The 13,075-nt window shown below is 34.6% G+C and carries 15 protein-coding genes; 8 read left to right on the forward strand and 7 right to left on the reverse strand.

All coding sequences use genetic code 11. From position 1 onward, the window contains the following. Window positions 1-17: 17 nt before the first annotated feature. The 5 genes from H7U22_RS03175 to H7U22_RS03195 all read left to right on the forward strand — a co-directional run bounded on the left by H7U22_RS03175 (window position 18) and on the right by H7U22_RS03195 (window position 4,072). Window positions 18-356: an MmcQ/YjbR family DNA-binding protein gene (locus tag H7U22_RS03175; protein WP_187069889.1), complete on the forward strand. Its 339-nt coding sequence runs from the start codon at window positions 18-20 to the stop codon at window positions 354-356. A gap of 55 nt (window positions 357-411) precedes the next feature. Further along, window positions 412-1,095: a type II restriction-modification system restriction endonuclease gene (locus H7U22_RS03180; protein WP_187069890.1), complete on the forward strand. Its 684-nt coding sequence runs from the start codon at window positions 412-414 to the stop codon at window positions 1,093-1,095. Then, window positions 1,095-2,909 (forward strand): hypothetical protein, encoded by a 1,815-nt coding sequence (locus tag H7U22_RS03185; protein WP_187069891.1) that lies wholly within the window; start codon window positions 1,095-1,097, stop codon window positions 2,907-2,909. Before H7U22_RS03180 ends, H7U22_RS03185 begins: the two co-directional genes overlap by 1 nt. Before the next feature lie 284 nt (window positions 2,910-3,193). Then, window positions 3,194-3,610 carry a VOC family protein gene (locus H7U22_RS03190; protein WP_187069892.1) on the forward strand — a complete coding sequence of 139 codons (417 nt, stop codon included), beginning with the start codon at window positions 3,194-3,196 and terminating at the stop codon, window positions 3,608-3,610. A gap of 18 nt (window positions 3,611-3,628) precedes the next feature. Next, a complete protein-coding gene (locus H7U22_RS03195; RefSeq protein WP_187069893.1) occupies window positions 3,629-4,072 on the forward strand; it encodes an SRPBCC family protein in 444 nt (147 codons plus the stop codon). A 146-nt stretch (window positions 4,073-4,218) separates the two neighbouring features. Here the strand turns inward: H7U22_RS03195 and bioA are convergent, their stop codons facing one another. Genes bioA through H7U22_RS03210 form a run of 3 tightly spaced genes read right to left on the reverse strand, consistent with a single transcriptional unit; the run spans window position 4,219 to window position 6,950 of the window. Continuing rightward, window positions 4,219-5,517, reverse strand: a complete 1,299-nt coding sequence (gene bioA / locus H7U22_RS03200) for an adenosylmethionine--8-amino-7-oxononanoate transaminase (protein WP_187069894.1) — start codon at window positions 5,515-5,517, stop codon at window positions 4,219-4,221. 4 nt (window positions 5,518-5,521) lie between these two features. Beyond that, on the reverse strand, window positions 5,522-5,977 hold the full coding sequence (locus tag H7U22_RS03205) for an NUDIX domain-containing protein (protein WP_187069895.1): 456 nt from the start codon (window positions 5,975-5,977) through the stop codon (window positions 5,522-5,524). Further along, entirely contained in the window at window positions 5,964-6,950 is a 987-nt protein-coding gene (locus tag H7U22_RS03210) for a cation diffusion facilitator family transporter (protein ID WP_187069896.1), read from the reverse strand. The genes H7U22_RS03205 and H7U22_RS03210 overlap by 14 nt, the downstream gene beginning before the upstream one ends. A gap of 113 nt (window positions 6,951-7,063) precedes the next feature. Here H7U22_RS03210 and H7U22_RS03215 point away from each other — a divergent pair, with 113 nt between their 5' ends. Beyond that, window positions 7,064-8,260 carry a pyridoxal phosphate-dependent aminotransferase gene (locus H7U22_RS03215; protein WP_187069897.1) on the forward strand — a complete coding sequence of 399 codons (1,197 nt, stop codon included), beginning with the start codon at window positions 7,064-7,066 and terminating at the stop codon, window positions 8,258-8,260. Between the two features lie 212 nt (window positions 8,261-8,472). On the opposite strand, the gene H7U22_RS03220 is transcribed toward H7U22_RS03215, so the two are convergent. Continuing rightward, entirely contained in the window at window positions 8,473-9,714 is a 1,242-nt protein-coding gene (locus H7U22_RS03220) for an ABC transporter permease (protein WP_187069898.1), read from the reverse strand. 199 nt (window positions 9,715-9,913) lie between these two features. Here H7U22_RS03220 and queA point away from each other — a divergent pair, with 199 nt between their 5' ends. Together queA and H7U22_RS03230 are read left to right on the forward strand one after the other, a co-directional pair. Then, window positions 9,914-10,963, forward strand: coding sequence for a tRNA preQ1(34) S-adenosylmethionine ribosyltransferase-isomerase QueA (queA, locus tag H7U22_RS03225; RefSeq protein WP_187069899.1), 1,050 nt, complete (start codon window positions 9,914-9,916; stop codon window positions 10,961-10,963). Between the two features lie 76 nt (window positions 10,964-11,039). Beyond that, window positions 11,040-11,705: a 2-C-methyl-D-erythritol 4-phosphate cytidylyltransferase gene (locus H7U22_RS03230; protein WP_187069900.1), complete on the forward strand. Its 666-nt coding sequence runs from the start codon at window positions 11,040-11,042 to the stop codon at window positions 11,703-11,705. 112 nt (window positions 11,706-11,817) lie between these two features. On the opposite strand, the gene H7U22_RS03235 is transcribed toward H7U22_RS03230, so the two are convergent. The 3 genes from H7U22_RS03235 to H7U22_RS03245 form a co-directional block, all read right to left on the reverse strand. After that, window positions 11,818-11,976 (reverse strand): lmo0937 family membrane protein, encoded by a 159-nt coding sequence (locus H7U22_RS03235; protein WP_187069901.1) that lies wholly within the window; start codon window positions 11,974-11,976, stop codon window positions 11,818-11,820. Window positions 11,977-12,190: 214 nt separating this feature from the next. After that, the gene (locus H7U22_RS03240; protein ID WP_010603503.1) at window positions 12,191-12,412 is read right to left on the reverse strand and encodes a DUF2795 domain-containing protein; all 222 of its coding nucleotides are present in this window, start codon (window positions 12,410-12,412) and stop codon (window positions 12,191-12,193) included. Between the two features lie 85 nt (window positions 12,413-12,497). Then, window positions 12,498-13,046, reverse strand: coding sequence for a cob(I)yrinic acid a,c-diamide adenosyltransferase (locus H7U22_RS03245; RefSeq protein ID WP_187069902.1), 549 nt, complete (start codon window positions 13,044-13,046; stop codon window positions 12,498-12,500). Window positions 13,047-13,075: the final 29 nt, after the last annotated feature.

Genomic DNA, 13,075 nt, shown 5'->3' on the forward strand with positions numbered 1-13,075 from the left:
TTTTCAATATTGAAATAATGGATTCAAAAGCCTTCATACAACTTGCGCTATCTTTTGATGAAGCAAACGAACAGCCACATTTCGAAAAAACATCGTTTAGGGTAAACAAAAAGATTTTCGCTACGTTAGATTTAACTAAACTTAGTGCATCATTAAAGCTTAAGGAAGTCGATCAATCTGTTTTCTGTAATTTTAATGCTGAAAATATTTATCCAGCAAATGGCGCATGGGGCAAGCAGGGCTGGACAGTTTTTGAAATTAAAAATTTGAATCTTGAAATGATTAAAGATGCACTGACCTTATCCTACTGCAATGTTGCTCCAATGCTACGAACGGCCGTGGTAACACACATCTGACAAAAAACTGGCGACAACTCAAAACCGACAAGAATAAAAATTGTAAATTTACCGAATGGAACAAAAAGAGAAACTGACGATAGAAAAATTAATAGAAGAAGCCCAATTATTTTGTGTTGGACAATCTGAATTTAAGCATAAAGAACTTTTTGGAGTTACTGACGGTAAAGCTGTTGGAACTCTAATCGAACAAAAATTCCAAAAACACTTACACGACAAATATATTGTAACTATTGGCTCATCGGCAAGAAGAATTGACCTTCCATCAGATGATATTTTAACAGACATTAAAGTTACTTCCATTAAACAGCCTCAATCTTCTTGCCCATTCAGAGATGCAAAGCAGAAAATATTTGGACTTGGATATAATTTACTTGTGTTTGTGTACGACAAGTCAGATGACCCAGCAACACAAACTGCTATATTAAATTTTGTAAGTTGTTCCTTCGTTTCAAAAGAAAGAACAGCTGATTATACAACCACAAGTATTTTAAATCAAATGAAAAATGTTAATGCTTCCGAAGAAGATATAATATCTTTTTTGGAAGGAATAAAATTACCCGTTGATGAAATTACTTTGCCCCAAGTTGCACAGCTTGTATTACAAACTGAAATTCAAATCGGATATTTAACAATCTCTAATGCTTTACAATGGAGACTTAATTATAGAAAAATAGTCAATTTATCAGACGATGTTCCTGGTGTGGAAAAAATTGTAAGTTATAACAAACCCAAATAATGAGAGTATTTGAAGCCAATATTTCTTTTGAAGTTTCAGACTACTTAAATAGTAATCTGAAAAACATTACATCTTATGATTTGGCAAATCAAAAAGTGTATGATGCCTTCGGCATCATACACTTTTTTGATAATAATGAAGAATTAGAGACTTTAAAAGAAATAATTTCTGTAAATCAAAATATTGTTGAAGAACCTGATAGAGCGACAGAATATGGCGATTTTCAAACAAATTTAGATTTAGCGAACAAAGTAACGCTTTATCTAACAGCAAAAGACATTTCGCCTGAAATTGTAATTGAACCAACCTGCGGCAAAGGAAATTTTATTATTGCTTCCTTAAAGAATTTCAAAAATATTCAAAGTGTTTTTGGTGTAGAAATTTATAAACCTTACGTATGGGAAACTAAATTTAATATCATAAATTTATATTTAGAAAATCCAAATAACATAAAGCCAAACATTTCAATAACTCATTGCAATGTCTTTGACTTTAATTTCAAAAGTATTGCAAAAGAACATTCTAATAATAATATTTTAGTAATTGGCAATCCACCTTGGGTAACAAACTCAAAATTAGGAAGTCTTAATTCTGATAATCTTCCAAAGAAAAGGAATTTTAAAAATCATAGCGGTTTAGATGCAATGACGGGTAAGGGTAATTTCGATATTGCAGAATTCATTACCTTAATGATGATTGAAACCTTTCAAAAAATTAATGGAAATGTTGCTTTATTGGTAAAAAACAGTGTTGTAAAAAATATCTTATTTGACCAAGTCAATAAAAAATATCCGATTTCCAAATTGGAGAAACTTTGTATTGACAGTAAAAAAGAATTTAATGTTTCAGTAGAAGCGTGCTTATTTTCTTGTAATTTAAATTCAAAAAGCGAATTTGAATGTAGTGAATTTGATTTCTATTCTCAAAATGAATTAAGAACAATACAAAGAACAGAAAGAAGACAAGACCAAAGAAAAGCAAAGCGTTTTGGCTGGTTTGATGGCAAATTTGTTTCTAACATTGACACTTATATTGACACAAAAGACATAGATGGAGAAAGTCCGTTCGTTTGGCGACAAGGTCTAAAACACGATTGTTCTTCAATTATGGAACTTGACAAAGTTAATGGACATTATGTAAACGGCTTGAATGAAGAAATAAAACTGGAAGATGGATTAGTTTATGGACTTCTTAAAAGTTCAGACCTTAAAAATACAGTAATTAATCAGTCAAGAAAATTCACAATTGTTACTCAAAAAAAGGTTGGACAAGAAACTAATTATATTAAAGCAGATTATCCAAAAACTTACCAATACTTGACAGAACATCAAGAAAATTTTAGTGCAAGAAAATCAAGTATTTACAATAACAAACCGCCATTTTCAATTTTTGGTATAGGCGACTATTCATTCAAACCGTATAAAGTTGCTATTTCAGGACTTTATAAAACATTTCATTTTACACTTATCCTTCCACAGAACGACAAGCCTGTAATGTTGGACGACACTTGTTATTTAATCGGTTTTGACAAAATTGAGTTTGCTGTTTATTCATTGATACTTTTAAACTCTGATACAACAGTTCAACTTTTACAATCAGTTACGTTTTCTGACGCTAAGAGAACTTTCACAAAAGATGTTCTAATGAGAATTGATTTAGTCGAATTAGCGAAACGTGTTGATAAAGCAGTTTTGCAATCAGAGCTTGAAATGCTAAATGAGAAGTACAATCTTAATTTGACATTAAATTTCTGGGACAATTTTATAGACGAAATGACACCTGTAAATAATAGACAAATGACAATGTTTGTATAGACAGAAAATCACTGGGCATAACAGCAGTTTGGCAAAATGTCGGTTTCAGTGCTAATTCAAGTTCAGTTTTCAATTGAACTTTTTTTTTGCAAAGTTGAAGTTTTGTGCTTCGATTTCCGCCACTTCGCCAAGCTGTAAAGTGCAATGTTGCTCCAAAAAAGCTTTCAGAAAAATACAAAGCATAAATTTTATCTTGTCTCATATCCCCCTATAAAATTTCGCTTTCGGCAAGCACAATTTATAAGACTGTTATATATCTTTACCTACAACAAAATATAAACGTTATGACAAAATCACTTTGGATAAATCTTCCTGTTAAGGATGTTAGCAAAGCAAAAGAGTTTTTTACCAAGCTCGGTTTTAAACTCAATCTTAAATTCGGAAGTCGCGAGGATTCTGCCTGTTTTATGATTGGAGATGATAATTTCATTGTTATGCTCTTTGAAGAACCGCTCTTTGAAGGTTTTATCGCTACTAAAATCGCAGATCCAAAATTAGGTACAGAAGTTTTATTTTCTATCGATGCAGAAAGTGTTGAAGAAGTAAATGAAATGGCCAAAAAAGCAGTAGATGCTGGAGGAACATTATATGCAGAACCTGGCTTTAAAGATGGCTGGATGTATGGTTGTGGTTTTGTTGATTTGGATGGACACCGCTGGAATATTTTATATATGGATACTTCGAAAATGCCTTTGGGATAGTTGAAATAACCTAAAATTATGAACATGAAAAATGATCCAGTTGTAGTCGAACGCATTTACGATACTCCAATCGAAACCATTTGGAATGCGCTGACAGATAACAACGAAATTAAAAAATGGTATTTTAAGTTAGAGGACTTTAAACCTAAAGTCGGTTTTAAATTTGATTTCACTGGAGGCTCTGGCGAAGGGCCACAATACCTTCATGTATGTGAAATAACTGAGATTATCGAAAATCGAAAACTCGCTTACTCTTGGCGTTATGATGGTTATCCAGGTAATTCTGTTGTAAACTGGGAATTATTTGATCAAGGCGATAAAACCTTGGTGAGAATAACCCATACCGGTTTAAAAAGTTTTGCTGAAAACGGAAGAGATTTCAGTAAGGAAAGTTTTAAAGGTGGCTGGACTTATTTTTTAGATGATGCCTTAAAAGGTTATTTGAAACAAAAAGATAGATAATTTATCTAGCTACTGCCAGGCACAAAGCAATCTTAGCACTATGGGGTAAATCACAAACGCATTAGGATTGCTTCGTGCCTCGCAATGACGAATTTAGTAGATTTACTGGTTATAGCGCCTCGCTAAAACTAGTAAACAATTCATAATCAAATTTCTTCAAGAGCCGATTTTATAGCCCCATAAACATAATCCAAATCTTCATCGCTGATGATGTAAGGTGGCAAAATGTAAATGATATTCCCTAATGGCCTGAGGATAATTCCTTTATCTAAAAAGTAGGCATAAAGTAAGTTGCGCAGATTGCTTAGGTATGAAGTTTCATTTCCAGTTTCCCATTCTATGGCAATAATAGTTCCTGTTTGGCGAACGGCTTTAACTTTAGAATGCGTTTTGATCTCTTCCATAAAGACCAAATGTTTAGCTTCTACTCTCTTAATATTTTGCAGGGTTTTACTTTCTAGAAGAATATCCAAACTTGCTAAAGAGGCTACGCAAGCAATTGGATTTGCGGTGAACGAATGGCCATGATAAAGTGTTTTTAGCTTATCGTCGCTTAAAAAAGCATTGTATATTTCATTGGTGCAAGTAGTTACACCCAATGGCATTGTCCCGCCAGTTAAGCCTTTACTTAAGCAAAAAATATCTGGTTTGTTCGTCAATTTTTCGCAGGCAAAATATGTTCCTGTGCGACCAAATCCTGTCATTACTTCATCTGCAATGGTCAAAATATTATTTTGTTTGCAGGTGACGACTAATTCATCGAGGTATTTAGCTTCATACATCAACATTCCACCCGAGCCTAAAATTAAAGGCTCAAAAATAAAACAGGCAACTTCAGATGCAAGATTGGAGATTTGAGTTTTGAGCTCTGTGATATTATCCTCATTTGGTAAATCTATAAATTCAACATCGAACAATAAACTATTAAAAGCATCAGTAAAAATACTTCTTCCACTAACAGACATGGCACCAAATGTATCGCCATGGTAAGCATTTTTAAAAGCAAGAATCTTGGTTTTCGGTTGCTGTTTATTATCCCAATACTGCAAGCACATTTTTAACGCAACTTCAACCGCTGTTGAGCCATTATCGGTATAAAAAACCTTGTCTTGTTTTCCTGGAAGGATTGGCAACAATCTTTCGGCCAATAAAACTGCCGGTTCGTGAGTAAAGCCAGCAAAAATTACATGCTCCAAAACTGTTAACTGCTCAGCTACTTTTTTTGCAATATAAGGATGAGCATGACCGTGGATATTTACCCACCAAGAAGAAACCGCATCAATATATCTTTTGCCGTTCTCATCAAAAACATATACACCTTCTCCCCTAACAATTGGAATATGCGGTAGCGCATTCTTCATCTGCGTATAGGGATGCCAGATTACGTTTTTATCTCTTTCTGTTAAATTGAGTTTATCGTTTTGGGGAGTTAAAGAATCTGACATCGAATTATATTGAAGGATCTGAAAATTGTTTTTTTAAAAGTTCGGCAACGGTTTTATCCGTTGTAAAAGTAATTTCATCTACAGATAAATCTTTGATATTAACCCATCGAAAAGCCTGAAGCAATTCTCCATCTCCATCAAAATCGTATATTTTGGTTTTAAAAGCCAGCTCTAATGGTGCCTTCTCTTTTACCAAATAATAAATACTTATTACTTGACTATCATTAAATGAAGATTTCTCGAAAAAATCAGTGGTATAAAAATGAGCTGTAATTTCAATTTCGGCGTTGCATTCTTCAACAAATTCGCGTTTCAAACCATCTATAAGTCCTTCGCCAAATTCTAATCCACCACCTGGAAATTTACTAAACCTGATGCCGTATTCTTCTTCATCGCTAACCAAAATTTCATTGTTTTGGTTAATGAGCAAGCCATAAACCCGAACGTTAAAGTAGCTCATTATCGAAATGTTTTTTATTTTTAATTACAATATCCGGCGTCCAAACAATCTCCTTTCTAAATGCTTCTGCTCTAACAGGGCATTCGGTCATGTGGCAATAATGGCAACATTCTGGCAAGCACGGATCGGCATGAATAAAAAGTTCTGCCTTTCGAAAACCGTTTTTATTAATCAGTTCATCAATTTGAGAAATCTCCTTGTGAACTTTATTTAAATCGAAATAATAAGGTAAGGTAACATGGCAATCGATATGAAATTCGGGCCCATATTGCTGCGTACGGAGGTTGTGCACATCAATCCAAGGTTTGTGTCTATTCTTCTGTAAAACATCAACTACTTCCTCAACCAAGGTAAAATCACTTTCATCCATTAGCCCACCAACTGAACCACGAGTAAGTTTGTAGCCTGAGTAAACGATGTAAAAGCCGACCAGAACAGACAATAAACTATCCATCCAAATTATCCCAGTTAACTGAATTAAAATTAAGCCTACAACTATCGCCGCACTCGTATAAGTATCCGTTAATAAATGTTTACCATCGGCTTGTAAGGTAACCGAATGCTGATCTTTACCCACGTTTATTAAATACAGGCCAACAATCATATTAATTAGGCCTGTAATACCAATAATCAATGTACCTTCCAATAAATTACCAACTTGATGTGGGTAGGCAAGATTGTAAGATGATTTAAAAATAATGATCACTCCAGCAATCAAAATCAAAATCCCCTCTACAAAAGCAGAGAAAAATTCTACTTTCCCATGTCCGTAGGGATGGTTTTCATCACGCGGTTGTGTACTTAAATAAATGCTGTAAAATGCAAAACTGCCTGCAATTACATTTACAATACTTTCTGCTGCATCGGTTAAAATAGCGTTAGATTCAGTAATAAAATACGCCACAAATTTAGCCAGCATTAACACAACACTTACCACCAACGAAATTACAATAGCTTTCTTTTTAACCGTCACAAGGATTTTTTTTCCAAAAATACGGTTATCAGATAAATTAAATGAGAAAAACTCTGTCTTTTTTAGTGCAGAATAATATTTGGTTTATATATTTGCGCTCAAAGTAATTAACCATGAGCACCTTATCCAAAAGAATCAACAGTCTATCAGAATCTGCAACACTTAAAATGACCAAACTTGGCCGTGAATTATCTGCCAAAGGGGTTAATGTAATAAGTTTAAGTGTTGGCGAACCCGATTTTAATACGCCTGATCACGTTAAAAATGCTGCTAAAAAAGCATTAGATGAAAATTATACTCGCTATTCGCCAGTTCCAGGATATCCAGAACTTCGCCAAGCAATTGCGAACAAGCTTAAAACAGAAAACAACTTAGATTACGATGCTTCACAAATCGTGGTTTCTACGGGTGCCAAACAATCTCTTTCGAATGTTATTTTAACGTTGATTGATCCTGATGATGAAGTGATAATCCCTACTCCATATTGGGTTTCTTATTCGGAAATGGTTACGCTGGCAGAAGGAAAATCTGTTTTCATTAATACAGACTTAGAAAGTAATTTCAAAATTACGGCTACGCAATTAGAAGCTGCAATTACGCCGAAAACAAAATTGTTCATGTTTTCTTCTCCTTGCAACCCAACAGGTTCAGTTTATAACAGAGAAGAATTAGCTTCGTTGGCTAAGGTTTTTGAAAAACATCCAAATATTTTCATCCTATCTGATGAGATTTATGAACACATCAACTTTGTGGATAAACATGAATCTATCGCTCAATTCGAAAGCATTAAAGACCGCGTAATTATCGTAAACGGATTTTCTAAAGCTTTCGCTATGACTGGGTGGCGCTTAGGTTACATTGCTGCGAATAAAGAAATTGCCGCTGCCAATGATAAACTTCAAGGCCAAACAACTTCAGGAACTTGTTCAATTGCACAAAGAGCTGGTATTGTTGCATACGAACAAGGTTTGGAAAGTGTATTGGAAATGAAAAAAGCCTTTTTACGCCGTAGAGAACTTGTTTATAATTTATTAAACGAAATTCCGGGAGTTAAAACAAACCTGCCTGATGGTGCTTTTTATTTCTTCCCAGAAATTAGCTCCTTCTTTGGCAAAAAAGATGCTGATGGAAATGTAATTAAAGATTCATCAGATTTATCTCTTTATCTATTAAATGTTGGACACGTAGCAACTGTTGGTGGCGATTCATTTGGCAACAACAATTACATTCGTTTGTCTTACGCTGCATCAGATGAGAGCTTGGTAGAAGCACTTAAAAGAATAAAAGAAGCATTGGCGAAATTAAACTAACCAGCCAAAAGCTTTACAAAAAAATCCCTCGTTAACTTATATTAGCGAGGGATTTTTTTTGTTGAAAACGAAAGCAAGAATTCCATCTGAAACTTTGCCCTTCTTTCCGTTGCAAGTCCTCAGCAATCGTTCCTCCTGCTTCCGGGCTTTCCACTACAATAAGGTTTATTTAACATGGCATTTGTGCATTGAGAAACCAAGAAAAGCTATTTCTAGCTTCTTATTGCTTCTACAGGATCTAGTCTCGAGGCAGCATAAGCCGGCCAAAAGCCAGAGATTGTTCCGATAACTACTGAAATTCCAATGCCAAGGATAATATTATTTAAACCCAAAATTACTTCAAAGCCAGAAACAGCCGTAATAACTTTGGCAAAGAGAAAAACAAAAAACAGCCCGAGTAATCCGCCTAAAATACAAAGGGAGATTGATTCGAATATAAATTGAAGTAAAATAAAGTAATTTTTCGCACCCAATGATTTTTGGATACCTATAATATTTGTCCGTTCTTTTACAGATACGAACATGATGTTTGCGATACTAAATCCACCCACTAAAATAGAGAAACCACCAATTACCCAACCTGCAATGTTTACCATATTAAACATGGTATCGAGTTGGTTAGAAATCATTGTTGTTTTATTAAGTGCAAAATCGTCTTCCTGTCCCGGTCTAATTCTATGAATGGAGCGCATTAAACCTGTTAACTCACTTTCAACTTCTTCTAATGATACTTTCGTAGAGCCCCTAACCGTAATTTGAGGATTGTATCTTTCGTTCTGAATATCTAAAATTCCTTTAGCAAAGTTAATTGGAATGTTAACGCTTTTATCTAGTGAAGTGCCGAGCATATCTTCACCCTCTTTTTTGAATACCCCAACTACGGTAACTCTCCTACCCAAAATTTGTGCTTGTTTCCCTATTGGATCCTCGCTCCCGAATAAACCTTCAGCAATATCAGCTCCCATTAAACAAACAGGAGATCCGTTTTTGCTCTCATTATCGGTAAAATATCTTCCAGCTTGAAGTTCAAAACTCCAAGTTTTATTAAAATCTTGAGATGCTCCTGTAACGGAAATCCCTTCTACTGAACTACTTCTATATTTAATTGTTCTGTTCCCAGTAGAAATTTCAAAGGTAATGCCATCGGCATTTTCCATTCTATCGCGAAGCGAAGCAAAATCTCTTAAGGAAGGCTGAGGGCGGTTCATGTATTTCCACCAGGGATAATCGCCAAAAATCCATGGCCATTTTTGGACATAAATTGTATTAGAACCTAATTTATCAACGCTTGACTGCAATTTCGCACGAAAACTATCCACAGCAGAAAACACTGCGATAATGGTAAAAATACCTATCGTAATCGCCAAAAGCGATAACATTGTGCGCAATTTATTTTGACGCAAAGCATCAAATGCAAAACGGAAACTCTCGCCTATTAGCCTAAAGATTATCATAATTAAGGTTTAGACACAAAGGATATAAAAAGGTTACAGCTCATGATCAAAACTAATTATTTTTATAAGATCGGCGTACAATTCCGTTCAATTTTTTGTAGAAATAACAATCAAAACATAATATAATTAATTGCGTTTGATAAAATACGGAAAAGAAAAATTAAATTCGTATTTTTGCACCTCAAAAAATTCATCAGGAATGAAATTATCACAATTCAAATTCAACTTACCAGAATCTCTTATTGCCAATAATCCGGCCGAACAACGCGACGAAGCACGTTTGATGGTTTTGCATAAAGACAGCGGTAAAATTGAGCATAAAATATTTAAAGATGTTTTAGGTTATTTCGATGACCAAGACGTAATGATATTAAATAACACTAAGGTTTTCCCAGCTCGTTTATACGGAAACAAAGAAAAAACTGGTGCTACCATCGAGGTTTTCTTGTTACGTGAATTAAATAAAGAGTTACGTTTATGGGATGTTTTGGTAGATCCAGCTCGTAAAATTCGTGTTGGTAATAAATTATATTTTGGTGATGAAGATTTATTGGTTGCCGAGGTTGTAGATAACACAACTTCACGTGGCCGTACCATCCGTTTCTTATTTGAAGGAACTGACGAAGAATTTAGAAGAAACGTTGAAATTTTAGGTGAGACACCTCTTCCTAAATACATTAAACGTAAAGCTACTGCGGAAGATAAAGAGCGTTACCAAACTATTTTTGCTAAACATGAAGGTGCTGTAGCAGCTCCAACTGCAGGCTTACACTTCAGTCGTGAGTTAATGAAACGCTTAGAACTTAAAGGAATTAACTTTGCTGAAGTTACTTTGCATGTTGGTTTAGGAACATTCAGAACCGTTGAAGTGGAAGATTTGACTAAACACAAAATGGATTCTGAACAGTTTATCATCGAGCCAAAAGACGCAGGTATTGTAAACAAAGCTCTAGAAGAAAAAAGAAAAATCTGTGCGGTTGGTACCACTTCAATGCGTGCGATAGAATCTGCAGTTTCTGCAAACAGAACTTTAAAATCGGCTAACGATTGGACAAGTAAGTTTATCTTCCCGCCGTATGATTTCAGTATTGCAAACTCAATGATTACCAATTTCCACACACCAGAATCTACTTTATTGATGATGGTAAGTGCATTTGGTGGTTACGAAAACGTAATGAACGCTTATGAAGTTGCGGTAAAAGAAAAATATAAATTTTATAGCTATGGTGATGCCATGCTAATTATCTAGAATAGATTCAAGTAATAAGAATCAAGTATCAAGACTATAATCTCGATACTTGATTCTCAAATCTTGATACTTAATTATGAAATACTACGCTATAATTGTAGCAGGCGGTTCCGGTAATCGGATGCAGACTGAAACCCCAAAACAATTTCTTTTGCTTAACAACCTTCCGGTTTTAATGCATACTGTAAAAGCTTTTGCACAAAGTGATTCTCAACCCAAAATTTTAATCGTATTAAATCAAGAACAGCATAATTACTGGGCAAGATTGTGCGAAGAATTTAACTTTCGTGTTCCACATGAGGTTATTGCTGGAGGAGCTGAACGGTTCGATTCGGTAAAAAATGCAATTAATTCTATAGAGGAAGATTGTTTTGTCGCTATACATGATGCCGTTCGTCCATTAGTTTCAAAAACACTCATAGATAACTGTTTTAAGCAGGCCGAAGAGTTGGGAAATGTAATTGCTGCTGTTCAATCTAGCGATAGTGTTAGAATGCTTAGAGCAGACAAAACCTCGGCTTTAAAACGCGATGAAATTTATCTTGTGCAGACTCCACAAACATTCAGTTTATCTATCCTTAAAGAAGCTTATACGCAAGAATTCAATAGTAATTTCACGGATGATGCCAGCGTGGTAGAATCTATTGGTTATGAAATCAACATTATCGAAGGAGAAAGAAACAATATTAAAATAACTTATCCAATAGATTTAGAATTGGCAGAGCTGTTATTGAAGAATTAAAACAGATATTCCGTTCATTAAAAAAGGGAATCTCATTAATGAGGTTCCCTTTTAAGTTTTATTGATTTTTTAAGCAAAGCTTGAAAATCAATAATGCTCGCTTCTATATTTCTTAAGTTGCTCTGCCTATAACTTTAAGCAAGATTGCAATTACTGCGATCACCAATAAAACGTGGATTATTCCGCCAACTTCGCCGAAGCCGTGAAACACAAATCCTATGACCCAAAGTATTACCAATACTACTGCGACCAAATACAATAAATTTCCCATAGTGTTAATTTTTTAGTTTAAAGTAAAATATGCTGTATTAACACACAGTGTTTGAGTTTTGTTTAAAATATGTAAATTATTTTTCAGTGAGCTTAAATTCTATATTGATAGAGTTAATCTTAAAATCTCTTTTATATTAAATTTCCAATTAAAAAAGGGCATAAAAAAACCTTCCAATTTTTAGATTGGAAGGTTTTTATCTTTTTTTAGATTTTTAGTATTCATCCTCATTAAAGAAGAAATCTTCTTTAGTTGGGTAATCTGGCCAAATTTCCTCAATAGTTTCATAAGGCTCGCCATCATCTTCTAATGCCTGTAAGTTCTCAATAACTTCTACTGGGGCACCAGAACGGATACCGTAATCAATCAATTCATCTTTAGTTGCAGGCCATGGTGCGTCTTCCAAGTGCGATGCTAATTCTAATGTCCAATACATATCTTCAATTCAATTAAATTCTTGTTCTTAATAATGCGCAAAGTATATTAAAATTTTTGAGCAAAACAAACTTATTTTTCCACTATTAAATACGCGGGATCCAAATGTTTTCTTCCGCTTTGCAATCCATGTTCAGTTTTCGTGCCAAAACAAATAAATAATCACTTAAACGATTCAAATAAACGGTTACGCGTTCATCTACAAAGCTATTTTCTGCAAGTTCGACAGTTAATCTTTCTGCCCTTCTACAAACGCAGCGGGCAATATGACAGTAAGAAACTACAGTATTACCTCCGGGTAGCACAAAATGCTTCAGTGCTGGCAGAATTTCGTTCATCGCATCCATCTCATTTTCCAATAATGTTATGTCAGAATCATGAAGATCTGGAATTTTCATTTTGGATTTTTCCGGATCGGCAGCCAAAGAAGCACCTACCGTAAATAATCTATCCTGAATTTCTTTGAGCAATTGTTGATGGTGAGGATCTATTTCCTGACACATAATTAGACCGATATACGAATTCAATTCGTCTACAGTTCCATAAGCCTCAATGCGTAAATGATATTTGGGTACTCGGGTTCCGCCAATTAATGATGTTTGCCCCTTGTCTCCAGTTTTTGTATAGATTTTCATTGCCCCTCGCCCCCTGAAGGAGAATTTAT

The organism is Pedobacter fastidiosus (assembly GCF_014306625.1).
Lineage (GTDB): Bacteria > Bacteroidota > Bacteroidia > Sphingobacteriales > Sphingobacteriaceae > Pedobacter > Pedobacter fastidiosus.